The following is a 25,088-nucleotide window of genomic DNA, read 5'->3' as shown; positions in this document are numbered from 1 at the left end:
ATGATTCCTCAGTATAAAAAAATAGTTTTTGCGACCGATATGTCGAAGGTGTCTCCGGAGGTTCTCAAGCATGCGATCTGCATCGCCCGCGCCCATGACGCCAAGGTGGAAATTCTGCATGTGCTGCCTGATATCGATCAGGCGATGATCAACTATGTTTCGCTGTTTGTCGACGCAGACAAAATGGCGGATGACGAGATCGCCCACAAGGATTCGGTCGCTGCAGAGTTGACCGAGCGTCTGCGCAAGTTTGCCAGTGCAGAGCTGATGGATCATCCGGAAGACCTGGAGCGGATCGATCGTATTGAAGTGCTGCATGGCCCACCTGCTTCGACCATCCTCAGCGAGGTGGAAAAGGTCGGAGCCGATCTGCTGCTGATCGGAATGCATGGCAAAGGCAAACTCGATTACAGTTTCGTTGGCAGCGTGGCGAAAAAGATTGTGCGCCGGACACAGATTCCGGTTCAACTGATTCCGCTGACACACTGACGCATAAGAATATGAATGTCCCTGGCACAGAGTTGCAGAAAGAGAACCGAACGCAATGGAGTGGTTTCTCTTCTGCCTCTGTGCCTTTTTTTGTCTGAATACTTTCTGAATGGGTAAAGAGGATCCCGATGACAGACGCAGAAAAGACCCGTTGGTTTCGCCAGGTTTCAAAGTCGATCACCGCTCGCAGCCTCGATTCCGGGGCGAACCTGCAGTGGCTGCAGGAGCAGATGCATCCCTATCTGTCGATCACCATGCGCGAGGAAGCGGATGCGATCGGTTCGCTGGCATTCCAGCTGCCATCGCTGAAAACCAACAAGCGGCTGGTATTGCATGATACCGACAAGACCCTGATCCTGGCACGTTTGAACCGGCCGGGCTCACTTTACAATACCCTCAAGCTGCTGCGCGAACGGGAGATCTCCTACTCCCAGTTTACCCATTCTTACGAGGCGATCCCGGGTGTCGGCGAGGAACTGGAACTGCAGCGTTTCGATTTTGACCGCAAGTCGGCAGAAGAGATTAATGCGGGCGAAACGGTGAAAATTCCGCAGCGGATTCAGAAAGAAGTACGCGCGGTGATGAAAAAACGTTACCCGCAGTACGACTTTAACCGTTTTGAAAAAGAGTTGCGCCTGATCTGGCTGAACAACGAAGCCTATGTCCGCCACTCACCGGCCCGCCGGGTAGCACAGATCATCTGGCTTTACCACCAGGCAGTCGCTCACGGCGGCGTTTACCTTGATGTAGAAAAAGCGGAGGAAACTCATAAATACCCGGAATACCGCATCATGTTTGCGGCCGGGAACCCGCCGCAGCTCGACTTCCTGCAACAGATCATGGAGGTCTTTCAGCGTCTGCAGATCGGTATCACCCGCTCGTATAGCTTGACCATCAACAATGGTTTGCATCCTTATTTCCTCGGTACTTTTTACGTCCGTGGAGAAGGAAAACAGCTATTGGCGAAGGATGGCTTTCTCTACAATCAGCTTGAGCATGAGCTGTTCAATACCCAGATTCTGACCACCGCCGGAGACACTTACCAGATGGTCACCCGTGGCCAGCTGGATGGTGTTGATGCAGCATTGATCAACGCTTTTGCCAGCTTCTGCCACACCTCACTGGGGCATAATCAGCCCGATCGTTTCGACTATCAGACGGTTGAGGAGTGCTTTACCGCCGATCCGGAAATGGCCCTCAAACTGGTCGCATTGTTCCGCCTGCGCTTCGAGCCGCAACTGCCGGAGCGGGAGAGCAACTACAACGCGGAGCTGACGATTATCGAGCGGGCGATCAGCAGCTATAACACGGGCCATGCCTATCTCGACGGTATCCGCAAAGCGGTTTATCGCTGCTGCCTGCTGTTTGTCACCCACACGCTGAAGACCAATTTCTTCGTCACCGAGAAACACGCGCTGGTCTTCCGCCTGCATCCGGGCTACCTCGATGAACTGGGTAGTGAATTTACCGATGACCTGCCGCCGGAACGTCCTTTCCGCGTAACCTTTTTCTTCGCCCGTCACGGATGTGGTTATCACATTGGCTTCTCCGATATCGCCCGGGGCGGCTGGCGCACCGTCATGGCGAAGAACCGCGAGGATTTCATCACCAGCGCCAATACCATCTTCCGTGAGAACTATGTGCTGGCCCATACCCAGCATCTGAAAAACAAGGACATCTACGAAGGTGGCTCGAAGATGGTGGTCGCCCTCGATGCTGCTGACCTCTCCGACCCGGAGATCGTCACTCGCCGCCTTTACAAGCTGCAGTACGGCTTCATTCAGGCCTTTCTGGATATCTACGTTACTGAAAATGGTCACCCGCGCGATCCACGCGTGGTTGACTACTACGGCGAGGATGAGCCGATCGAACTGGGACCGGATGAAAATATGCACGACGAAATGGTCGAGCTGATCGCGAAAATTTCCACCAAGCGCGGCTATCTGCTCGGCCCCGGTGTGATTTCCAGTAAGCAGTTCGGCATCAACCACAAGGAGTTCGGTGTCACCTCGACCGGCGTTATCACCTTCGCCGATATCACCCTCGAGCAGCTTGGCATCGATATGCGCAAAGACCCGTACAGCGTCAAGATCACCGGCGGCCCCGGTGGCGACGTCGCCGGCAACGCTATGCGTTTGCTGCTGGAGCGGGGCGAGCAGGTGCAGATCCGGATGATTCTGGACGGCACCGGGGTGCTGGTGGATCCGCAGGGTGCCGACATCGCTGCGTTGAAAAAAGTCATCCTGCAGAGCGATATCGACCAGTATGATGCTGATGCCCTGCATGACGGCGGCATGATGCTCTACCGCAGCAGTACCCGTAAAGAGGGCCTGCGTGAGCTCTATCGCAAGGTGACCAAAGAAAACGGCAAGCTGAGCGAAGAATGGATCACCGTCGACGAGTTCTACCGCCTGTTCAACAGTTTGGTCTTTACCGTTGAGGCCGACCTGTTCATCCCGGCCGGTGGTCGGCCTGAGACGATCCACGCAGGCAACTGGCAGCAGTTCCTGCTGGCAGACGGCACACCGAGCTCCAGGGCGATCATCGAAGGTGCCAACTCTTTCATCACCCCGGCGGCGCGCGATGAACTGCAGAAGGCAGGTGTCATCATCATGCGTGACGCTTCGGCCAACAAGTGTGGCGTTATTTCTTCGTCCTACGAAATCATTGCTAACCTGCTGATGAACGAGAAAGAGTTCATCGCTGACAAGCAAGAGTATGTCAACGACGTGCTTGATATTTTGGAAAAAAGAGCCGCTGACGAAGCGCGACTGATCTTCCGGCGCAAGGAAGAGGACAGCACGCTCAGCTACACCGATATCTCAGCCGGACTGTCGGGTGAGATCAATGCCCACTATGCGCGCCTGTTCGATTATTTCCAGAGTCGTCCGGAATTGGCGAGCAAGCCTCTTTATCGTAAAGCCTTGCTGGCCCACCTGCCACGGCTGCTGCGTGAAACCCCGCGTTATCGCAAGCGGCTGAGCCAGTTGCTGCAGAAGTACCGTGCTGCAATTTTAGCCAGCGAGATTGCTTCTTCACTGGTTTATCAGGAAGATCTCCAGGCCGATTACGAGCAGCAGCTCAATGGCCACCTGCAGCGGCACTTCAGCTAAGGGCATTGGTATAAAGTTAAAAAGGCTCTCTTTCGCGTGAAGAGAGCCTTTTTCGTTGGTTTGCAAAAAAAATTAAAAAAAGAGTCAACCATTGCTTGCCTCGTGCGTTTATAGATTTACAGGAAAATAAAAAGACGACCGAGGAGCTAAAGATGGCAATCCTGAAACACGACGCCAAACTTACATTTAAAGAAATCCTTTCCGATATTGCTGTGGTCATAGCATATGCGACAGTCACGACATCACTGATGGTTCTTATCTGTAATTGTATTTAGTTTTTTCGGTTCAGAACGGACGAATACTAAAACTGCGATACCCTGCATGTCACCAATAACAGCAAAAAGGCTCCCTGCCAAATTCGGGAGCCTTTTTGTGTTTGAAGAGAAAATGCCGCCACGATCGCGATTTGTCGTGCTAGGATGCGCGACATGTCACAGCACAATGAAAACAGCAAGCCGAACACCGGTCGGATCGGGTATCGATCGGATCAGATTCGTTATCTGTCAATTTTTGTTCGCTCGTTTCACCAGCTTGCTGTTGCTATATTCATTGGAGCCTTTTTCTTCGCTGTTGATAGTCCGGCAGCAGAGTCAGCCTTTCTTTTTGTCGTAGTTACCGGAATTCTCCTTCTGTTTCTTGAAGCTTTGCGCCATCGTCAATTTTACCGGGAAGTGTTTGGCCTGATCACCTTTTTGAAAGCCGCGCTTGTCGGGGGTGCTTTCCATAAGTTCCTTCCTTCAATCCCGGCTTTTCTTTTTGTCTTTTTAGTCGCTTCGCTTGTTTCCCATGCCCCCAAGGGGATACGGCATCGTTTACTTTTTTGAAGGGTCTGTTTGATGAGAGTCAGTCAGCAACGTCTGCAGAATGATCTTGAGGCCATCGGCCGTTTCGGCCGTTTGGAAAAAGGTGGTTACAGCCGACTCGCTTTTACCGAGCCTGACCGGCAAGCACGCAACTGGCTGCAGCAGCAGATGCGGGATATCGGCCTGGACGTGTCGATCGACGCTCTCGGCAACATCCGTGGACGGCGCGAAGGAAAGCAGGATTTGCCACCGGTGCTTATCGGTTCGCATCTGGATACGGTGCCGGAAGGCGGCAATTATGACGGTATTATCGGTGTGCTGGCCGGGTTGGAAGTGATCCGGGTTCTGAACGAGCAGACGATTAAAACCGAACGACCGATCGAGGTGGTCAATTTTTCTGCGGAGGAATCGAGCCGCTTCAGTGTCGCCACTCTCGGCAGCAAAGCGATGGCGGGTAAACTTGCGCCGGAAAGCCTGCAGAGCCTGGTCGATAAAGAGGGATGTACGTTGCAGCAAGCGTTGCACCAGTGCGGCTATAGTGGTGAGCCTGCAGCGGCACGAATTGCTCCGGGGCAACTGCATGCTTTTCTCGAGCTGCATATCGAGCAGGGCCCGGTGCTGGAAGCTGGAAACGTTGATGTCGGTATCGTTACGGCGATAGCTGCTGCCACCCGTTTCAGAGTAACAATCGAAGGTCGCGCCGATCACTCCGGCAACACGCCGATGGGGATGCGCAAGGATGCCCTTGCTGCCGCCAGTGAAATTGTTCTTGGCGTGGAGCAGATCTGCGGCAAAGAGGCGGGTGAGAGAACCGTTGGTACTGTCGGCTATCAGCATATTTCACCTGGGGCGATGAACGTGGTTCCGGGCCGGGTCGAGCTGGGCATCGATATCCGCGATGTCAAGATGGCTGATAAAGATGTCGCAGTAGCAAAGGTGATCGCACTGATGAAAGGGGTTGCACAGCGACGTGATTTGAAAATTGACTATCAGCAGTTGTGTAACGACCAGCCGGTTGAACTGTCGCCAAAGATCATCGATTGCCTGCAGAAGAATGCAGACCAGTTGCATCTGAGCAGCCTGCAGATGCCGAGCGGCGCCGGGCATGATGCTATGAACCTGGTCGGATTGACCGATGTCGGAATGATTTTTGTCCCCAGCGTAGACGGCGTCAGCCACAATGTCGCCGAGTTCAGCCGAATGGAGGACATCTGCCGTGGCAGCGATCTTTTGCTGCATACGGTTCTGCAACTGGCACAGGAGTAAGGTGAACCTTTATGAGTGACTCTGCAAAATCATCCCGCAGAAAAACCATTATTTTCTGGCGGAAAATTCATCTCTATGGGTTTGGCCACTACAAGTGGCTGGCTTTACTTATTTCCAGCTTTCTGATTGTCTGCTCGCTGACCGGCATTCTCTATAACCATCATCGTGACTTTGAAATCCTCGAAAAGGGACGGATTTCAACAGATTATCTTCCCGACAGTTACCAGGAGCGGCTTGACCGCACCCGCAAAGCGCAAGGGCTGGAAAATCTTTTTCCCGACGAAGAGGACAGTGTTCCGGTTATGTGGCTGATTCAGGATCTGCACACCGGGCAGATTTTCGGTTTCTGGGGGCGTATTTTTTATGACCTGCTTGGTGTTATTATGGTGTTTCTTGCGATTTCAGGATGCTATTTGCACCTTGTAAAAAAGCCACGATCGAATCATTCGAGAAAGGACATTTAGATTATGTCGAAACGGACCTTTGTATGTCTCAGCCTGTTTGTCGCTCTGTCCATCGCTGCAGGAGTGGTTTATGCTAGTACTTCGTTGACGGTGCCCCAGCTGGCCAAAGATATCGTTACGGTTGAAAAGCAGAAAATTGCCTTAACCGGAACCATCGCCGGGGCCTGCAGGAGCGGTTGCAAAGTGTGGTTAGTCGAGGGCCGCTATAAAAAGGGTGATCCGGTCATTCTGGTCTGGGCAAAGGATAATGCCTTCAAGTTCAGAACAGATGCGACGGGCAGACAGGTAAAACTTGAAGGTTTTGCTGTCGGTCAGTATATCGACCTCTGTGCAACGGAGAAGAAGCAGGAAGAAGGAATGAAGGAGGGCGAAAGCTGCCCCAAGCCGGAAGTGCTGGAGAAAACCAAGGAAAAGCAGCTTGAGTCGATTACCTTTTTTGCTACCTCGGTCGAATATCTGTAAGTGACAAAATACAAATAAAAAGAGAGGCAGCGCTTGGCTAAAGTGCTGCCTCTCTTTTTATTCTTTTTCAATTCAAGTTTGCTGCTTAGCCAGTGACCGCAATTACCTCTTCAAAGGTGGTTTCACCGAGCAGCATTTTGCGGATTGCCGATTCGCGCAGGGTACTCATGCCGTCTTCGCGCGCCAGCCTGGTCAGCAAGTTCAGGTCGGTTTCGCTGCTCAAAGACGCTTTGATGTTGGTGTTGACGTCGAGGACTTCGAAGATGCCGATGCGCCCTTTGTAGCCGGTGCCACGGCACTCGTTGCAACCTTCACCTTCCCAGACTTTTACATCATCGTCTCCCAGGTCGAGATAGTCGCGTTCCGCTTCAGTCAGGAGCCGCTCCTTTTTGCACTCGGTGCAGATTTTTCGCACCAACCGCTGGGCGTTGACGCCGATCAGCGTCGAGGCGAGCAGGAAGTAGGGGATGCCGAGTTCCAGCAGGCGGGTGATCGAACTGGGAGCGTCGTTGGTGTGCAGGGTCGAAAGTACCAGGTGCCCGGTCAGCGCCGCTTGCACGGCGTTGTCCGCAGTTTCCTTGTCGCGGATCTCGCCGATCATGATGATGTCGGGATCCTGGCGCAGAATGTTGCGCAGCACCGTTGAAAATGTAACATCGATAGCGCTCTGTACGCCGACCTGGTTAAATTCTTCCAGCACCATCTCGATCGGGTCCTCGACGGTGACAATGTTGATTTCCGGCGAAGAGAGCGCCCGCAGCGATGAGTAGAGCGTGGTGGTCTTGCCGCTACCAGTCGGGCCAGTCACCAGGATGATACCGTTCGGTTGGTGGATGAAAGAGTTGAACAGCTGGAACTCACGCGGTTCGAAGCCGAGCTTTTCAAGATCCTGCATAAGAATATCTGGATCGAAAATCCGGATAACGACTTTCTCGCCGAAAGCGACCGGCAGGGTGGAGACACGCAGTTCGATCTCTTTGCCTTTGTGCTCGGTCTTGATCCGGCCGTCCTGTGGCCGCCGCTTTTCAGCCAGGTCGAGGCGGGCCAGCAGCTTGATCCGCGAGACGATCGACGGATGCAGGTTTTTCGGGATGTTGTGGATGTTGTGCAGCACGCCATCGACACGCAGCCGGATCAGCGACTTGTCACGTTTCGGTTCGATGTGGATATCGCTGGCGCGCTGGTCGAAGGCATACTGCAGCAAAAAATCGACCGCGGCGATGATGTGTTTGTCGGTCCCTTCATCATCATGCAGACCGGTGCGCATCTGGAAGTGCTGCTCCAGGTTGCTGATGTCGGCGCTGTTTTTCGCTTCCGTTTCGGCGGCGATGACCGAGGCACGGAAACCGAAAAATTCGCCCAGAACTTTCAGGATATCGGTGCGCGATGCCAGTACCCGGTCGACCTCGATGCGACGGGTGCGTTGCAACTCTTCAATGCCGTGGTTTGCGGACGGGTCAGAGACGGCGATTACCAGTTTGCCGTTGATCATGTCGACCGGTACCATCAGATTACGCAAAGCGAAAGCGCGGGAAATGTGGTTGGTGACGATATCGAGGTCAAGCTTCAGCGGATCGATCTTCAGGTAGGGTAACCCGATGGCGCGGGCTAAGACTTCGGTGATGATGTCTTCGGTCAGCAGCTTTTTGCTGCCTGGTATTTCCAGGTTGAAAGAGCTGATCACTTCAGCCGGGGAGAGCTGCTCTTCATGCGGCAACCGTTTGCGGTTACGGCCACCGCTGAGTTGCTTGAGTAATCGCTCCGCCTGCTGCTCGCCGTGCTGCAGGACGGTTTCAAGTTGATCATCAGCAAGCAGTTTGCGTCGCTTCAACAGTTGAGCAACGGAGGCGATGGTCAGTTTTTTAGCCGAAGTCATTGCAGCTCCTCGTCAGCCGGAAAGGGCGCACTTTTCTGCCATCGGCAGAGTACTCTCTTTTTTCCGGTTTGAAAAGTGGCGGATAAAAAGAAGTCGGTTATATTTCTTAATTGACAAATAGGAACGGCTGAGTAAAATGTGACTAAATTTGTCAGATATTGAATTCTACCCAAATCCAGGAGGATACTATGAGTGATTATCAAGAGCGTGATGCAGCAGTCCTTTTCAAAGGTAACCCGGCAACCTTGCTCGGCCCGGAAATCAAAGTCGGCGACGCAGCGCCCGATTTTCAGGTTGTCGACAACGGTCTTGCCCCGGTGACCCTGGCGACTGATGCTGGCAAAGTTCGTTTGATTACAGTTGTTCCTTCTCTCGATACTCCAGTTTGCGACACCATGACCCGTCAATTTAATCAGCAGGCTGCTGATCTGCCGGACTCGGTTGCGGTTTATACGATCAGTGTTGACCTGCCGTTCGCGCAGAAGCGCTGGTGCGGCAATGCCGGGATCGATAAAGTAAAAACCCTGTCAGACTACCAGGAGCGCTCTTTTGGTCTGAATTACGGTCTGCTGTTGAAAAACCTGAAGCTGCTGGCTCGGGCGGTTTATGTTATCGATCAGAACGATAAGGTCGCTTATTGTGAGCTGGTGCCGGAAGTCACCGCCGAGCCGGATTATGCTGCAGCTTTGGACGCGGTTAAAAAACTGATTTAAAAACCTGCCGAACCGCAAAATAGAAACGGGCGAAGCGAAGGCTTCGCCCGTTTTTTATAGCATCTCGATAAAGGGTTTTAAGCGAGCGCTTTTCGTGGCATCGACAAAAGTGGGGCGCTGAGAAAAAACCCATTGTTTCCCGTCCCAGCACACATCTTTGCAAACTGGTGAATCTGCAGCAACGACGACTTCGCAGGCTCCTATGACCGAAAACTTGCCATAAACTTGGCTGACGACGCAGTTTAACCCCTCTACGATAATTTTATCTGCCGGTTTGATTTCCGGGTGACCTTTTTTGTTGATCATGTTTTTCCTCCAGATTTATCTGAATGTCATATTTTTATAGGGAGCATTCCTCTTTCAAGCGCACCAATCCGGTGGCGCTACCGATAATCGTCAGGCGATCACCGTCTTGCAGTACCGTGTTGCCGTTCGGAACAAACGATTGTCCGGCTCGGTGCAGCATCGCAACCAGGCAGCCTTCGGGGAACTGAACATCGCTTAAGGTTTTTTCAATCAATTTTTCGGAGGCACTGGATTTGCCCAAAGTCAAAGTTGCAAAACGATCGTCGTGCAGCAACGACTGGCGCAGTTGGTGCTCATCCTCGGCATGATCCCATTCAGCTGCAAAGCTGTCTTCATCAACCCGTTCGGCGATCCTTGCCAGAATGCGTAAATGCAGGGTTGGATCATGTTCCGGGCTGACCAGGAAAAATAGCGCCTTAACGCAGATTTCACCTTCCTCTTCGTGGGTCAGAGGATTGTAATGGGTCATCACGACGCTGTTGCGCGCCCGAACCAGAACCATTTCGGCCTGCTCAGTCCGGTCGGTACGGAAGTGCGGCAGGGCGATCCCGTGGGTCACGGGGGTTGCGCCGATACGTGTTCCATCCATGATCTGATCTTTGATTTCCTTGGCTGTCAGGTTGATTTTGGCCTGTAATTTATAGGCAACGACTGTTACGAGCCCTTCGAAGCTGGTTTCGTTTTCCAGATCGAGGACCAGACTCCGGGCAACAATCTCGTCGAAAGGATCCTCTTTTCGCAGCCCTTTTTCTCGCAGGATTCCGCGCAGTTCACTATCGAGGTCGCGATGCTGATATTGCCCGAGGCGTGCAAAAACGTGATAGATTGCACCATTCCGCGCCGTGCGCTGTTTACCGTAATAGATGAACCAGAAGGTTGAAATAAGGACCAGGGCGATCGAAAAAACGATCGAGACCCAACCCATTTCAAAAATCAGGAAAAACGGCAGCACTATGCCGGCGATCTGCATCCAGGGATAGAAAGGCGACTTGTAGCCGGGATCATAAGATTCGATACGGCTCTCGCGCATGACAATCACTGCGAGACAGACCAGCGCGAACATCAGCAGCTGAAACGAACTGGCAAGCTTGGCTATCTTCATTGGATCGAACAGGATGAGGATTGCCAGAATCACCCCGAGGGTCAGAAGAATGGATGGCAGTGGCGTGCCGAACTTCCCCAGCTTCCTGAACTTGGGTGGGAGCAGGTGGTCACGGCTCATTGCCAGTGGATAACGGGACGCACTCATCAAGCCGGCATTGGCGACAGAAACAAAGGCAAGCAGGGCGGCCACCGAAACCAGAACGACACCGAAGCGTCCCATGGCAACCTCTGCTGCTGCCGCGACCGGGGTCAAGCTTCCCTTAAGCTGCTCAGGCGGGACCAGACCAACAATCATCAGGGTTCCGAAAAAATAGACCAGCACAGCTGTTACCAGGGAGAGGATCATCCCTTTCGGCAGGTTTGTCCCGGGATCGCTCACTTCTTCTGAAAGACTGGCGACTTTGGTCACTCCGACATAGCTGATATAGACCATCCCGGAGGTTGCGATAATTGCATCGAAACCAGAAGCGAAGAAGCCTTGAAAATGAACAGGCTGAAACTCAATTACTCCACCCAGCAGGAAAAAGGCCAGAATTGCCAGCAGGCCAAAAACCAGAAAAACCTGTAAGCTGCCACTCTTCTTTGCACCAACAACGTTGATGGCTCCAAGTAAAAGAGCAATCACCATCGCTATTGGAATGATGGGTAAATTCGGCAGAAACAGCGCGATGTAGGCTCCCATTCCGATCAATGCAAAGGAAACCTTGAGGATTAAAGCCAGCCAGGTGCCGATCCCGCCGATGGTTCCGAAATAGGGACCAAGCGATCGGTCGAGAAAGAAGTAGACTCCACCGGCGCGCGGCATGGCAGTTGCGAGCTCGATCACGCTGAACATGGCAGGGACCATCGGAACGGCGGCCAGCAGATATGCAAGGACCAGGGCTGGGCCTGCTTCTATCGCTGCGATACCGGGCAGCAGGAAGAAGCCCGCGCTTAAGGTCGCGCCGGTCGCGATCGCGTAGACGTCTTTCAGTTTTAGCTCTTTTTTGAGCCTTTTATGCTTATTTATTGCGTGCATAACACCTCCATCGGCAAGCCATGGAACGGAGTGAGCAAGCTACAAGATGATGCGGAACATGGATATAAGTCGGCCCTATACGGTATTCATTTATCTTTACGGAGAGCCTGTGTTTAATGCAGGAGAACGACAGTACGGAGATGCCTTAAAGCAAGTTTTGGCCGGGGAAATGAGGCCTGGAGATAGGTTTCAGGTGAAAGAGGAGAGTACCTATCACATGAACTGTTTTGCGCTGGGTCTATGGTTGGGACGGTGAAAGTATTTCGTTTTCCACGCCTCTGCTTGATAGCCGGAAAATGCTTATGACTGATCTGCTGAGAATCGGCAACAATTCCATCCGCTGCGCCCAGCTGGATATCCCTTTGGAGTTCAGACAGAACAGCAGGCCCTGTCTCTCTTCCGGGGAGAGAATAATCAGCAACGCTCAGTGCAGGAGCGATTCCTGCCAGGAAGAAAAAGAGCACGCAGAGAAGAATTATGATTTTCCTTGATAGCGTCATTGCCCACCTAAGTGAAACAGAGTTTCATTCTTTCCCACTCTAACGAAGTAAAAAAAATGTTGCAATATGATTCGCTCAGAATGCTATCGGGCAAAAATGACTTTGACTGAATGAAAGCCGTTTCGGCAAGCCTGAGTTCGACTCGTGTGATTAACGACGAGCGAATCATTGCCTTGGCAGTGATAACGTAAGTTAACCGCCTGATCGTTATTGCTCGCCAGTTAAAATATAACTTCGTTTTATGGTTCGAGGCTTTCGACGGGCAAGGAAAATCTCCAGACCACTAATTTCGGGTTCGCGCTTTATGCGAGAAATCCATTTGCTCGGCCTGTCCTTTTACGCGGTCAGCCGCAAGACCAGTTCGCTCAAAGCTTCCGGGTTGAACTTGGGGATAAATTCATCGGCCCCGGCTTCTACCGCTTTTTGCTGGTTGGTCGGGTTGCTCATTGAGCTATGCAGGGCGATTGGAGTTCCGGTCATATCGTCAAGGGAGCGGACATTGCGGGTAAAGGTAAAGCCGTCCATTCCAGGCATTTCGATGTCGGAAATGATCAGGTCGTATCTGGGCGGCTGGTTTTGATCAATCTGGGTGTGCAGGTATTCGAGAGCTTTGACCGCTGAATTGAAGGAGTTGTGTTCGATCCCCAACTTCTCCATGGTGTTTTGCATCAAACTCATTGCCGAATTGGAGTCGTCGACCAGGAGGACTTTTTTCCCGGCACACTTGGCGGCGGCCTGGGTGATAAACTGCTGATCCAGGTTGGCGTCCATTCCGATGACATCGACCAGCACTGTTTCGATATCGAGGATCAGGATCATCTCTTCGTTGTCAGCGTAGCCGATGGCAACCACCGAGGGGGCGTGGAATCCCTCCGGCTTCTTGATTTCGTCCCAGCCACGCGTCAACAGCGTTTCCGGCTGCTTTACCAGGAACGCGTTGAGCTGGTTGTTGTATTCGCAGACCACCAGGTAGGCTAGCTCGTTCTGAAAATCGACCTTCTCCATGCCGATTGACTCGGAGACATCGATGACTGTGATGCCCTGACCACGGAAGGAGATGACACCCTTGACCGCTGGATGTGACTGCGGCAGCTTGTCGATCCGTTCCGGACACTCCAGGATTTCGATGATTTTGAAAACGTTGATGCCGTACAACTGGCCATCGGTCAGGCGGAAGGTCAGCATCTCCATCTGGTTGCTGCTGGAAAGCTTGCTGCGGCGGATTGCTTCGTCAAGAGAATTGCTCTGCTCGGTCATAGCCCCTCCCGGGTGAAAGATTTGTGTCAGCTAATTATGCCGTATTGTCTCTGTTTTTCAAGCATAAAATACTGGGAAATCTCGTTGCCCGGATTTTGCGGATCAGCCGACGTTGAAATGGCGTTTGCAGGAGTCCTGCAATTTGCTGGCGACGCGGAAGGCTTCTTTCAGAAGCTCCTGCTCGTCTTTGCTCAAAGCATAGGGGTCGAGGTAGTGGGACGGTTCAAGGCCGGCTTCGATCAGCGAGATTTCGTTGCGCAGGCGCAGGTAAGTGAAGGCTTCATAGGCTGCTTTGATATGGTCGGCGGTGTCGTGGTTGAAAACTTTTAACTTCACCAGCTCGTCAAGCCGCTCGAAGGTCGTGGTTGCCTCGGCTTGTTTTTCCAGCAGAAACATGCGCACGCAATCGACGATGAAGATGCTGCCGGTCTGCTTGGTGGAGATTTTCCCCTTGACCTCTTTGTCCATGATGAAGCGGCCGAGCAGGCCGAGGGGAACCTTGTGTTTAAAATCAAGCTCCATCATGTGGTAGAGGAACAGCGGAAATTTGCGAATCTGCTGGTGAACGATGTTGGTCAAGCTGCGGCAGAGTGAGGGGTCGCCGACCAGTGGCATAAAATCGAAAAAGATGGTGGAGTAGCGCACCTTTTGCGGTTTGGGACTGTTGATCCAGTCGGCGATCCGATCGTGCCATTCGTCCAATCTTCCACGCCAGAGTGGGTTGTCGACCATGACTTTGCCCTTGCACTTTGGATAGCCGATGATGTCGAAGGCTTCGACCAGGCGTTTGGCAAAGGGAATGAAATAGGCGTCGACTTCCTCTTTCCTTTCATCCGGAAAGTTTTCGTAGATAAAGCCGTTGTCCTGATCGGGTCCGAGCAGCATCTCTTTACGGCCGCCACTGCCCATAATGATAAAGCAGTAGCTGATGTCTGGCGGGGTCAGGCCTTCTTCCTCCATCTCTGCCTGCACCAGCTCGTAGCCACGACGCAGAATACAGTGGTGGATGTAAGAGAGAATCTCCATTGTCTCGACGGTCGTGCGTGCTTCATGCATCAGGATTTTGGCGATCTTGACCATTTCCAGACGGATCTGTACCAGGGCTTCAATCGATTTGGTGTCACGGATTTTGCCGACAAGCAGCATTGCCTTCTGACTGCGGTAGCGCATCAGGTCGCGCAGGGTGACGATCCCGACCAGTTCGCCCTGATTCATTACCGTCAGGTGCTTGGCCTGGTGACTTTCCAGGTACGCCATCGCCTCGTACATGTAATTGTTCACCGTCATCTGGTGAGGCTTTGCCCCCATCAGGTCCTGTGCACGTGCAGTGCGACTGTTGATGCCTTCGGGGGAGATGACTTTGGCAACCAGGTCTTTTTCTGAAACGATGCCCAAGGGTCGCTTCTTCTCATCGACAACCAGCACGGTGCCGACTTTGTGCTCCAGCATCTGCCGGCCGATCTGCTGAGCCGTCGCATCGGGCAGGCAGGTCTGTACCGGGAAGCTCATGATTTCCGCCAGCCGCTTCTGGAACGGGTAGGCTTCCATCTTGCTTTCCTGGTCGCTGACATGGTCCTGCATGATCCCGGAATAGAGATTACGCAGCTGCGAGTGGATGCGGCGGGTGAAGTATTGCCGTATTTGCGGATAGTCGGCGGCAATCTCCTGCAGCAGCTGTTGCGGAATCAGGTAGCATTCGGTGTCGCTTACGGTCCGGGCACCGGCAGTGTAGTCTTCGTTGGTAAAGACCGGGGTGCCGCCACAGAAAGCCCCGGGGTGGCGACGGTCAACCACCATTTCGACACCGCCGGGCGACAGGGCAACGATTTCGATCTCACCGTCCTTGATGACGTAAAGGTAGCCGCTGGGGGGATCATGCTGGTTGAAAATATGGTAGCGGGCCGGGAACTTGCGCAGGATTGCTGAGCGGATGATGGTCTCGACGACATCTTCCGGCAGCATGTTGAAGGGTTCGGTGTCGCCTAGTGTGTTGATCAGGCCCATTCTGCGTCTCCCGAGTGAGGACTGCTTTTGCGCTGACGCAAAAGGCTTCCAAGATGGAAGCCTTTTACTTTATGCCGGGATGTTAACACATGAACTGGTAGGTTTAAAGTTTGCCGTGCCTTAAACCCTAATTTGTTTACGCTGTGCAGGTTTTCTTCTCTTCCTGCTTTTTCTTTTTGCCGAATTGGAACGGATGAGCCTGTTGCCGGATGATAAAGTCAGCAAAAAGCTTCGTCCAGATCGTGGTGCCAGCCATGGCGCTCCAGTCATCGTACGGAGCCAGTCCCATCAGGACAGTATAGATGGTGTAAACGCAGACAGCACCTGCGACCAGGTTGAGCAGTCCGACGACTGGTGCCCACTTCTGCGGGTTTTTCGGCGCCACCCCTTTTTTCTGGGCGACTTCTGAGTAGTTTTTCTTGATGAAGATTCTGTACGCCCGGCGAAGCCAGACGAAGGAAATCGGGAACAGTGCCAGAAACAGGATCCATGTCATTGCAATGCTTGGGTTGAATACCATCTTTAAGCTCCTATCGCCCGGTTACAGGCGGTTGTGTCATTGAGTCTGGTGAAAAAATCTTCCCCCCGCCGGGCCCGGCGGGGGGAAACAGATCAGATTGTCGCCTGATCAACAATGGCACATGGACTTATTAGTGGGCGCCGTCAACAGCCTTGGAGCCCTTCGGAATCCGGACATCCTCAACCATCTGAGCGATGTTTTCCGGAACCGGAGTGGTCATGTTCTTCACTGCGAAGGCAACGGCGAAGTTAACAACCGCACCCACTGCACCGAAGGCGTTCGGCTCGATGCCGAAGAAGAAGCTCGACTTGCCACCGAAGAGGCCGAGGAACTCGGTGCCCTTGATGAAGAAGATACCTTTGTGAGCGAAAACGTAGAGCATGGTGACGCCGATACCGGCGAGCATACCAGCGATCGCGCCTTCTTTGTTCATGGTCTTGCTGAAGATACCCATCATCAGCGCCGGGAAGATCGAGCTGGCTGCCAGACCGAAGGCGATGGCAACAGTACCAGCTGCGAAGTCAGGCGGGTTCAGGCCGAGGTAACCGGCGACGCAGATCGAGCACGCCATGGAGATCTTACCAGCCATCAGCTCGCCCTTTTCAGAGATGTCAGGCATCAACTTCTCTTTGATCAGGTCGTGAGAGATAGCCGAGGAGATTGCGAGCAGCAGACCAGCAGCGGTCGAGAGTGCAGCAGCCAGACCACCGGCTGCGACCAGGGCGATAACCCAGTTCGGCAGCAGGGCGATTTCCGGGTTCGCGAGAACCATGATGTCCTTGTTAACGCTCAGCTCGTTGCCTGCCCAACCGGCAGCAGCAAACTTAGGATCTTTTGACTTGTCGTTGTAGTGCTGAATGCGGCCGTCGCCGTTCTTGTCGGTAAACTTCAGCAGGCCGGTAACTTCCCAACGCTTCATCCATGCCGGACGCTCGTCATATACGATTTGTGAACCAGGAGCCATTACGTCGAAGTTAGCGTCTTGGACGATACCCGGGTTAACGGTTGCGTGCAGGTTCATGGTTGCCATTGCAGCAACTGCAGGAGCGGTGGTGTAAAGGATCGCGATGAAAACAAGTGCCCAACCAGCGGAGGAACGTGCGTCCTTAACGGTCGGAACGGTGAAGAAGCGCATGATAACGTGCGGCAGACCTGCGGTACCGATCATCAGCGACAGGGTGTAAACGAAGGTGTTCAACATACTGCCACGGAAGTTCGTGGTGTACTGGGCAAAACCGAGATCGGTAACGACCTGGTCAAGCTTGCTGAGCAGGGCAACATCAGTACCGGCCATGTCGGAACCGAGGCCAAGCTGAGGAATCGGGTTGCCGGTCAGGTTCAGCGAGATGAAAATCGCCGGAACGGTGTAAGCAAGAATCAGAACACAGTACTGAGCAACCTGGGTGTAGGTGATGCCTTTCATGCCGCCGAAAACCGCGTACATAAAGACGATACCCATACCGATGAAGATACCGGTTGCGTTGGAAACGCCGAGGAAACGGGAGAATGCAACACCAACACCAGTCATCTGACCGATGATGTAAGTCAGGGACGCGATCAGCAGGCAGACAACACCAACAGTACCGGCGCCTTTTGAATAGTAGCGGGCGCTGAAGAAGGACGGAACGGTAAATTTACCGAACTTCCGCAGGTAAGGAGCGAGCAGCATCGCCAAAAGGACGTAGCCACCGGTCCAGCCCATCAAGAAGACGGTACCACCGTAACCGAACAGACCGATCAGACCGGCCATCGAGATAAAGGACGCAGCCGACATCCAGTCAGCACCAGTCGCCATACCGTTCAGGACCGGGTGAACCGAACCGCCAGCGGCGTAGAATTCACTCGTGGAACCGGCACGTGCCCAGATGGCGATGCCGATATAGAGGGCAAAGGTAAGCCCGACAACAAGATATGTTAAAGCTTGAAGACCCATAAGATATCCTCCTTAATCTTCGTGAACGTCATATTTTTTATCGATGTTTCCGATCAACTTGGCGTAGATGAAGATCAGAGCGATAAAAATATACATTGAGCCCTGCTGGGCAAACCAGAAGCCGAGTGGATATCCGCCGACGCTAACGCTGTTCAGTGCCGGAGCAAACAGGATTCCCGCACCGTAAGAACACAGGAACCATACGATCAGAACGTTTCTGATCAGTGCTAAGCATTCTTTCCAGTATGCTACTGAGTCGTGTGTGTGTGTTGACATAGAAAAAACCTCCTCAAAATAATGAATGGTTGTAACTCAAACCTTTTAACAATGAACCTTTGAAGGGTGGGTCAAGTGCCCGGCCCTTGATAAACGTTGTTTTGTGCCACTTTGCCTCCTTTCTTTTAAAGTTTTAAATTTCCTGTTTCAAAAAGCTTTGCTGTTGCAGTCTTGCTACGTTTTTTAACTTTTATAATACAGTGTTTTATTCTTGTATTTGTTCAAAAGTATGCTTTTTAAAAAATCTAGTCAATAATAAAATAGAACCCCGTTATTTTTTTCTTTACGGTGTTTCGCTTTTGCCTAGTTGGCGGCAGCGGGCTGCTTGCTTTTCAGGCCGAAGCCGATGTGGCCGAGCCGGGCTGAAGCCATTTCGCCAGCTGCTTTAATTGCGGGAAGCAGCTGGTTGTTGATCCGCTCGTTGTCCATGCGGAAGCTCGGTCCGACCATTGCCAGGCAGCCGCAAGAGTTGCCTTCGGCGTTGAACAAAGGGACGGCGATGCAGGTGCTGCCTTCGCCGATTCCGTCACGATCAATGCAGAAGCCTTGCTCGCGGCAATGCTTTATTTCATCCTGAATGTTGTGCGGCAGCTCTTCTGACCGCTCTTTGTTGGTGGCATCGTCAAAGGCCAGCAGGATTCTGCCGGCAGCGCAATCGCCCAGGGGGTAGCGACGACCGTTGAGGGAGACGACTTTGACCTTCTGGTCGTTGTCGGTCATCTCCAGGAAGAGAGCATCGTCGTCTCGCTGAACGACAAGGTAGACGGTTTCGTTGCACTGGCGGACCAGTTGGTTCATGACCGGGCGGGCTTTGTGGAGGAGGGTCATGCGGGAGAGTAGTTTTTGCCCGACTTCAAAGGCTGCCAGGCCCAGCTTGTATTCACTGGAGCCTTGTCCGCGTTCAACGTAGCCGTGGCTTTCAAATGTTGCCATCAGGCGGAACAGGCTAGCCTTGGTCATGCCAAGTTTGCTGCTCAGTTGGGACAGGCTGCATTTGGAATCGCCTTCGGCCAGCGCTTCCAGCAAGAGCAGGGCGTTTTCTACTGATCTTATGCAGTAAGTATCTTTTTCCCTGTTCGGCATTGCTTATCCCTTTTATGGGCCGCGTTTAAATTTTAAACCGGCTCTTCGTTTTAGCAACTTTTAATTTTCTCTCCATTCTTTTGTGATCAAACAGTAATACGGCGTTATAAAGTTGTCAATATGCTTTTTTGTTTTATCGCTATAGGGTCACACTATATGCAAGATTTTGTATTTTTTATTAGTTCTGTAAGTGTGTGATATGATTCATGAAAACATAAAAAATAGATCTATTTTTGTCTAAATAACAATGTTTTATAAACTTGTTTTTAGCGGTTTTATTTTTACTTCTTTCCTGTTGCCAGGGTTGCTGTCTTGAGGGTGCCTACATGATCTGTATTTTTTTGCGTTAATAGTGAAGGCTTGAAAATGTCCTGTTTTGCCTGGAACTTGTTTTTGTTTTAAATTTGTATAAATGTGTTTTACTGGTTTTGTGGCGACCAGGCGAGATCGATTCTCGTTGCTTGCATGGGGGCCTGTGTGGCGCGGACTTTTTCTTTATCGTCGCTGGCGGCTCTTTTGTTGACTAAAGCCGGAGTCTAATGGTAGAAAACGCTATTTTTACACGGTTATTTCTCAAGCTTGTTGGACGTCATGTACTTCCCATCAGAAAATGATTTCTGCCGACTGGCAGCTCAAGGCAACCTTGTCCCGGTTTATCGGGAGATTCTCGCCGATATGGAGACTCCGGTCTCCGCTTTTCGCAAGATAGACGACGGTCAAACCTCTTTCCTGCTCGAATCGATTGAAGGTGGAGAGAAGTGGGCGCGCTATTCTTTCCTCGGTAGCGGTCCGGCGCGGGTATTTCGCAGCCGTGATGACTACTACGAAGTCCTCTCCAGCGGCAAAACGGTTGTCAGCGGAAAATGCGACGACCCGCTGAACAAGCTTCGTGAACTGATGGCCGAGTTTGAGCCGGTCGAAGTTGAAGGTTTGCCCCGTTTCTTTGGAGGCGCCGTTGGCTATCTCGGTTACGATATGGTCCGCTTCGTCGAAGAACTCCCCGACAGCAACCCGCGTCAGATAGACAGCTGGGACGCATGCTTCATGCTGACTGAGCGCCTGTTGATTTTCGATAACATGCAGCAGAAGGTGAAGCTGGTTTGCAATGTTCACCTGCAGGAAGGGGACGATCCCCGGGCTGCGTACCTGGATGCGCAGCGCCAGATCGAAGCGATGATTGCTTCGTTGCGTCGGCCTTTGCCCTGGGCCGGGGTGCCGGCAGGTGGCGATGGCAAGCAGGAGCTGGTGCCGAATTTCGAAAAAGAAAAGTTCAAGGCGGCTGTCGAGCGTTGCAAGGAATATATTCGCGCCGGTGATATCTTTCAGGTTGTTATCTCGCAGCGGTTTTCCGGTCAGGTACAGACCGATCCTTTCGATATCTACCGCGCGCTGCGCACCATTAATCCATCCCCTTACATGTTTTTCCTGCGCTTTGGTGAGTCGCTGGTGGTCGGGGCTTCACCTGAAGTTCTGGTGCGCAAAGAGGGCGAGCAGGTTGATGTCCGCCCTATCGCAGGAACTCTGCCGCGGGGCAAGACGCCGGAAGAGGATCTGGAGCAGGAACAGCGGATGCTGGCCGATCCGAAAGAGCGGGCTGAGCACATCATGCTGGTCGACCTCGGCCGTAATGATGTTGGTCGGGTGGCGCGTGGCGGTACCGTCGAGGTGAGCGAGCTGATGGTGGTCGAACGTTATTCGCACGTTATGCATATTGTCTCCAACGTGCGCGGGCAGCTGCGCGAAGGGCTGGACGCCTTCGATGTCTTCCGCGCCGCATTCCCGGCCGGGACCCTGTCCGGCTCACCGAAGATCCGGGCGATGGAGATCATCGACGAACTGGAGCCGAGTCGCCGAGAAGTTTACGGTGGTGCCGTCGGTTACTTCTCTTTTTCCGGCAACATGGATCTGGCTATTGCCATCCGTACCCTGCAGATCGAAAAGGACAAGCTTTACCTGCAAGCGGGGGCCGGCATCGTCGCCGACAGTGATCCCGAAATGGAGTATCAGGAAACCTTGAACAAGGCCCGCGGCGTAAAACGCGCCATCGAGATGGCGAACAGGGGGCTGGTGTAAACTATGCTGTTGATGATCGATAACTACGATTCCTTCACCTACAACCTGGTGCAGTATTTCCTCGAACTTGGGGAAGAGGTGGAGGTTATTCGCAACGATAAACTGACCCTCGACGATATCGCCGAGATGGCGCCGCAGCGACTGGTCATCTCGCCCGGGCCCTGCACGCCGAAAGAGGCAGGCATCTCGGTTGATGCCATCAAGCGCTTCGCCGGCAAAATTCCCATTCTCGGCATCTGTCTCGGCCACCAGTCGATTACCGAGGCTTTCGGTGGCGACGTGGTGCGGGCCGATCGTTTGATGCACGGCAAGACCAGTCCGATCCTGCATGATGATCAGGGGATCTTCAAGGGGATTCCCAGCCCGTTCACTGCGACCCGCTACCATTCGCTGATCGCCAAACGGGAGACTTTCCCCGCTTGTCTGGAGATCACCGCCTGGACGGAGGAGCAGGAGATCATGGGGCTGCAGCACAAGCAACTGCCGGTCTGGGGAATGCAGTTTCACCCGGAGTCGATCCTTACCACCGAGGGGATGCAGTTGTTGCGTAACTTTCTTGAATTGACCTGATGGAGGGCTTGAAATGATCAAGGATGCAATTGCCAAGGTTGTCGAACGGCAGGACTTAAGTGAAGCAGAGATGATCGACGCCATGAATCAGATCATGGGTGGCGAGGCGACTCCTGCACAGGTTGGCTCTTTCATCACCGCGTTGCGGATGAAAGGGGAGGCTCTTTCGGAGATTGTCGGCGCCGCAAAAGTTATGCGCGCTCACGCAACGCCGATTCAGGTTGGCGGCGTGGTTGACCTCGACCGTGATGAGATCAATGTCGACCGTGAAACCATCCTTGATACCTGCGGCACCGGTGGCAGTGGCACCAAGAGTTTCAATATCTCCACCACGGTGGCTATCGCTGTTGCAGCCTGTGGTGCGAAAGTTGCCAAGCATGGTAATCGTAGCATCTCTTCTTCCTGCGGCAGCGCCGATGTGCTGGAAAAGCTGGGTGTCAATCTCGGCGTGTCGCCTGAAACCGTCGGTCACTGCGTTGACGAAATCGGCGTCGGTTTTCTCTTCGCCCCGGCTCTGCACGGCGCGATGAAGCATGCCATCGGCCCTCGCCGCGAAATCGGTATTCGCACCATTTTTAATATTCTCGGGCCGCTGACCAACCCGGCTGGTGCCGATCGACAGGTGCTTGGTGTGTTTAAGGAGGACCTGGTCGAACCTTTGGCGAAGGTGCTGCTGCAGCTCGGTTGCCGCCGCGGTTTTGTCGTCCACGGCAGTGACGGCATGGACGAAATCACCCTGACCGGACCGACCCTGGTGGCAGCGATCAGCGGTGGGGCCGTTGAGGTCCAGACCATTGAACCGCAGCAGTTCGGTTTCGAATGTTGCAAGCTCGAAGATTTGCAGGGTGGCGACGCTGAGCAGAATGCAGCCATCGTCAAAGCAATTTTGTCGGGAGAAAAAGGACCGAAACGGGATGTTGTCGTCCTCAACGGTGCTTATGCGCTGGTTGCAGCTGGATTGGCGACAGTCGTTGATGAAGGCATCGAAAAGATTCAGACTGTCCTCGATAACGGCAAGGCGCTGGAAACTCTTGACGCACTGGTCCGGATGACCAATCAATAAATTTGTAAGCAAAAAGATTAAGGCGCATGATTCTCGATAAAATTTTAAAAACCAAAACCGAAGAGGTCGCCGCAGCGAAATTGCGCGAACCGCTGGTCGAGCTGGAGCTGCGCGTTGGCGATCTGGAAGACCAGCCGCGTGGCTTTGCCCGTGCTCTGCGCACCATGCGCGATTCCGGTGGCACGGCATTGATCACCGAGGTGAAGAAGGGGTCTCCATCGAAAGGGATCATCCGCGAGGATTTCGATCCGGTCGAGATTGCCATCACCTACGAAAACGGCGGCGCGACCTGCCTGTCGGTGCTGACCGATGAGCAGTATTTTTATGGCCACTTGCGTTTTCTCTGGGATATCCGCGAGCAGGTTTCTTTGCCACTGTTGCGCAAGGATTTCATTATTGACCCTTACCAGGTGGTTGAGGCGCGGGTTGCTGGGGCCGATGCGATTCTGCTGATTGCCTCGGCGTTGAACGATGAGCAGTTGCAGGAGCTGGCGGAAAAGGCGCGCAGCCTGAAACTCGACACCTTGTTGGAGGTGCACGACGAGGCTGAGCTGGAGCGCGCGCTACAGTTGCCGGTCGACCTTATCGGGATCAACAATCGCAACCTGAGCACCTTTGTGACCGACCTGGCGGTGTCTGAACAGCTGGCCGGACGTATTCCGAAGCAGCAGCTGGCAGTGGCCGAGAGCGGTATCAACAGCCGGGCCGACATTGAGCGGCTGACGGCGGCCGGCGCCGGTGCCTTTCTGATTGGCGAAAGCTTGATGCGCGAAGATGATATTGAAGCCAAGTTAGCTGAATTGATTGCCCTCTAATTGACGCAGGAGTTTTTAAATGCAGAGAACTAAAATTATTTTACCGGAAGATCGTATCCCCAAGCAGTGGTACAACATCATTCCCGACCTGAATGGACCGATGGCACCGGTGGTTCATCCCGGAACTCTGCAGCCGGTGACTCCTGACGATCTGTTGCCGCTGTTTCCGATGGGACTCATTGAGCAGGAGGTTTCGACCCAACGCTGGATCGATATCCCAGACGAGGTTCGTCAGATTCTCGCCCAGTGGCGGCCATCGCCGATGTTCCGCGCTCATCGTCTGGAGAAGGCGCTCGGCACCCCGGCGAAGATTTACTATAAATATGAAGGCGTCTCGCCAGCCGGCAGCCACAAACCGAATACCGCGGTTCCCCAAGCTTACTACAACATGTTGGCAGGAACAAAGCGGATCGCCAGCGAGACCGGCGCCGGGCAGTGGGGTTCTTCCATCGCCCTGGCCTGCCAGATGTTCGGTCTGGAATGTACCGTTTATATGGTCAAGGTGTCTTTCCAGCAGAAGCCATACCGTAAAAGCATGATGCAACTGTGGGGTGCCGATGTCATTCCTTCGCCGTCAAACCAGACCAATGCCGGGCGCGCGGTTCTGGAAAGAGACCAGGACAGCAACGGTTCTCTCGGTATCGCCATCAGCGAAGCGGTTGAGGATGCCGCGACTCACGAAGATACCCGCTACTGTCTCGGCAGCGTGCTGAATCATGTCTGTCTGCACCAGACTGTCATCGGGCTGGAAGCGAAACAGCAGATGGATATGATTGGCGACTATCCGGATGTCGTCATCGCCTGCCATGGCGGTGGTTCCAACTTTGCCGGGCTTGGCTTTCCCTTTGTCGCTGACAAGGCTGCTGGTAAGGATCTCCGTATTCTTGCTGCTGAGCCGATTTCCTGCCCGACTCTGACCAAAGGTGTCTACGATTTCGATTACGGCGACCAGGCGAAAATGGCGCCGATTTCCAAGATGTACACCCTCGGCCACGACTTCATGCCGCCGGGCATCCATGCCGGGGGGCTGCGTTATCACGGTGCAGCACCGCTGGTGTCCCAGCTGCTGGATGAAGGTGTCATCGAAGCCAAGGCTGTCGGGCAGGTCGAGTGTTTCGAAGCTGCAGTGCAGTTTGCCCGTGCTGAAGGCATCATCCCGGCACCGGAATCGTCCCACGCCATCCGTGCTGCCTTCGACGAGGCACTGCAGGCCAAGGAAGAGGGTAAAGAGAAGACCATTCTCTTCAACCTTTCCGGCCACGGCCACGTTGATATGGCATCCTACGACGCTTTCTTCTCCGGTAAGCTGGAGAACTACGAGTATCCGTCCGAGGCGATTGAAGAGTCATTGGAAAAACTGCCGAAGGTTGATATGTAAGG

22 protein-coding genes are annotated in these 25,088 nt (G+C 53.3%); 13 read left to right on the top strand and 9 right to left on the bottom strand.

What is annotated here, in order from left to right; translation table 11 throughout:
- The 6 genes from BUB13_RS05725 (at position 1) to BUB13_RS05695 (ending at position 6,597) form a co-directional block, all read left to right on the top strand.
- Positions 1-489: a universal stress protein gene (locus BUB13_RS05725; RefSeq protein WP_072906642.1), complete on the top strand. Its 489-nt coding sequence runs from the start codon at positions 1-3 to the stop codon at positions 487-489.
- Positions 490-617: 128 nt separating this feature from the next.
- Positions 618-3,602, top strand: a complete 2,985-nt coding sequence (locus tag BUB13_RS05720) for an NAD-glutamate dehydrogenase domain-containing protein (RefSeq protein WP_084091783.1) — start codon at positions 618-620, stop codon at positions 3,600-3,602.
- A 428-nt stretch (positions 3,603-4,030) separates the two neighbouring features.
- Positions 4,031-4,426: a hypothetical protein gene (locus tag BUB13_RS05710; RefSeq protein ID WP_084091781.1), complete on the top strand. Its 396-nt coding sequence runs from the start codon at positions 4,031-4,033 to the stop codon at positions 4,424-4,426.
- Between the two features lie 12 nt (positions 4,427-4,438).
- Positions 4,439-5,671, top strand: a complete 1,233-nt coding sequence (locus BUB13_RS05705) for a M20 family metallo-hydrolase (protein ID WP_072906636.1) — start codon at positions 4,439-4,441, stop codon at positions 5,669-5,671.
- Between the two features lie 11 nt (positions 5,672-5,682).
- Positions 5,683-6,135 carry a PepSY domain-containing protein gene (locus BUB13_RS05700; RefSeq protein ID WP_072906634.1) on the top strand — a complete coding sequence of 151 codons (453 nt, stop codon included), beginning with the start codon at positions 5,683-5,685 and terminating at the stop codon, positions 6,133-6,135.
- Between the two features lie 3 nt (positions 6,136-6,138).
- Positions 6,139-6,597 carry a hypothetical protein gene (locus BUB13_RS05695; RefSeq protein WP_072906632.1) on the top strand — a complete coding sequence of 153 codons (459 nt, stop codon included), beginning with the start codon at positions 6,139-6,141 and terminating at the stop codon, positions 6,595-6,597.
- 85 nt (positions 6,598-6,682) lie between these two features.
- Here BUB13_RS05695 and BUB13_RS05690 read toward each other — a convergent pair whose 3' ends face one another.
- Positions 6,683-8,473, bottom strand: coding sequence for a GspE/PulE family protein (locus tag BUB13_RS05690; protein WP_072906630.1), 1,791 nt, complete (start codon positions 8,471-8,473; stop codon positions 6,683-6,685).
- A gap of 188 nt (positions 8,474-8,661) precedes the next feature.
- Between BUB13_RS05690 and tpx the strand changes: the two genes are divergently transcribed.
- Positions 8,662-9,186, top strand: a complete 525-nt coding sequence (gene tpx / locus BUB13_RS05685; RefSeq protein WP_072906628.1) for a thiol peroxidase — start codon at positions 8,662-8,664, stop codon at positions 9,184-9,186.
- A 54-nt stretch (positions 9,187-9,240) separates the two neighbouring features.
- On the opposite strand, the gene BUB13_RS05680 is transcribed toward tpx, so the two are convergent.
- Both BUB13_RS05680 and BUB13_RS05675 read right to left on the bottom strand, forming a co-directional pair.
- A complete protein-coding gene (locus BUB13_RS05680) occupies positions 9,241-9,492 on the bottom strand; it encodes a hypothetical protein (protein WP_072906626.1) in 252 nt (83 codons plus the stop codon).
- 34 nt (positions 9,493-9,526) lie between these two features.
- On the bottom strand, positions 9,527-11,614 hold the full coding sequence (locus BUB13_RS05675; RefSeq protein WP_072906624.1) for an amino acid permease: 2,088 nt from the start codon (positions 11,612-11,614) through the stop codon (positions 9,527-9,529).
- A gap of 302 nt (positions 11,615-11,916) precedes the next feature.
- Between BUB13_RS05675 and BUB13_RS05665 the strand changes: the two genes are divergently transcribed.
- Positions 11,917-12,105, top strand: a complete 189-nt coding sequence (locus BUB13_RS05665) for a hypothetical protein (protein ID WP_072906620.1) — start codon at positions 11,917-11,919, stop codon at positions 12,103-12,105.
- 345 nt (positions 12,106-12,450) lie between these two features.
- Here the strand turns inward: BUB13_RS05665 and BUB13_RS05660 are convergent, their stop codons facing one another.
- The 6 genes from BUB13_RS05660 to BUB13_RS05635 all read right to left on the bottom strand — a co-directional run bounded on the left by BUB13_RS05660 (position 12,451) and on the right by BUB13_RS05635 (position 19,187).
- Complete coding sequence (locus BUB13_RS05660) at positions 12,451-13,371, bottom strand: chemotaxis protein CheV (protein ID WP_072906616.1); 921 nt, start codon at positions 13,369-13,371, stop codon at positions 12,451-12,453.
- A 102-nt stretch (positions 13,372-13,473) separates the two neighbouring features.
- Positions 13,474-15,375 carry a DUF294 nucleotidyltransferase-like domain-containing protein gene (locus BUB13_RS05655; protein WP_072906614.1) on the bottom strand — a complete coding sequence of 634 codons (1,902 nt, stop codon included), beginning with the start codon at positions 15,373-15,375 and terminating at the stop codon, positions 13,474-13,476.
- Between the two features lie 136 nt (positions 15,376-15,511).
- Complete coding sequence (locus BUB13_RS05650; RefSeq protein WP_072906611.1) at positions 15,512-15,895, bottom strand: hypothetical protein; 384 nt, start codon at positions 15,893-15,895, stop codon at positions 15,512-15,514.
- 130 nt (positions 15,896-16,025) lie between these two features.
- Positions 16,026-17,828, bottom strand: a complete 1,803-nt coding sequence (locus BUB13_RS05645; RefSeq protein WP_072906607.1) for a sodium:solute symporter family protein — start codon at positions 17,826-17,828, stop codon at positions 16,026-16,028.
- Positions 17,829-17,840: 12 nt separating this feature from the next.
- Complete coding sequence (locus BUB13_RS05640; protein WP_072906603.1) at positions 17,841-18,104, bottom strand: DUF4212 domain-containing protein; 264 nt, start codon at positions 18,102-18,104, stop codon at positions 17,841-17,843.
- A gap of 303 nt (positions 18,105-18,407) precedes the next feature.
- On the bottom strand, positions 18,408-19,187 hold the full coding sequence (locus tag BUB13_RS05635) for an IclR family transcriptional regulator (RefSeq protein ID WP_072906601.1): 780 nt from the start codon (positions 19,185-19,187) through the stop codon (positions 18,408-18,410).
- 591 nt (positions 19,188-19,778) lie between these two features.
- Between BUB13_RS05635 and trpE the strand changes: the two genes are divergently transcribed.
- Genes trpE through BUB13_RS05610 form a run of 5 tightly spaced genes read left to right on the top strand, consistent with a single transcriptional unit; the run spans position 19,779 to position 25,086 of the window.
- Positions 19,779-21,260 (top strand): anthranilate synthase component I, encoded by a 1,482-nt coding sequence (gene trpE / locus BUB13_RS05630; RefSeq protein ID WP_072906598.1) that lies wholly within the window; start codon positions 19,779-19,781, stop codon positions 21,258-21,260.
- A 3-nt stretch (positions 21,261-21,263) separates the two neighbouring features.
- Positions 21,264-21,830 (top strand): anthranilate synthase component II, encoded by a 567-nt coding sequence (locus BUB13_RS05625; protein ID WP_072906594.1) that lies wholly within the window; start codon positions 21,264-21,266, stop codon positions 21,828-21,830.
- A 13-nt stretch (positions 21,831-21,843) separates the two neighbouring features.
- The gene (trpD, locus tag BUB13_RS05620; RefSeq protein ID WP_072906589.1) at positions 21,844-22,893 is read left to right on the top strand and encodes an anthranilate phosphoribosyltransferase; all 1,050 of its coding nucleotides are present in this window, start codon (positions 21,844-21,846) and stop codon (positions 22,891-22,893) included.
- Between the two features lie 26 nt (positions 22,894-22,919).
- Positions 22,920-23,708 carry an indole-3-glycerol phosphate synthase TrpC gene (trpC, locus tag BUB13_RS05615; RefSeq protein ID WP_072906575.1) on the top strand — a complete coding sequence of 263 codons (789 nt, stop codon included), beginning with the start codon at positions 22,920-22,922 and terminating at the stop codon, positions 23,706-23,708.
- A gap of 19 nt (positions 23,709-23,727) precedes the next feature.
- The gene (locus tag BUB13_RS05610; RefSeq protein WP_072906564.1) at positions 23,728-25,086 is read left to right on the top strand and encodes a TrpB-like pyridoxal phosphate-dependent enzyme; all 1,359 of its coding nucleotides are present in this window, start codon (positions 23,728-23,730) and stop codon (positions 25,084-25,086) included.
- The last annotated feature ends 2 nt before the right edge of the window (positions 25,087-25,088 follow it).

Source organism: Malonomonas rubra DSM 5091 (assembly GCF_900142125.1).
Classification (GTDB): domain Bacteria; phylum Desulfobacterota; class Desulfuromonadia; order Desulfuromonadales; family Geopsychrobacteraceae; genus Malonomonas; species Malonomonas rubra.
Note: the sequence above shows the minus strand (reverse complement) of the source record. Positions and strands in the feature narration are given on the sequence as shown.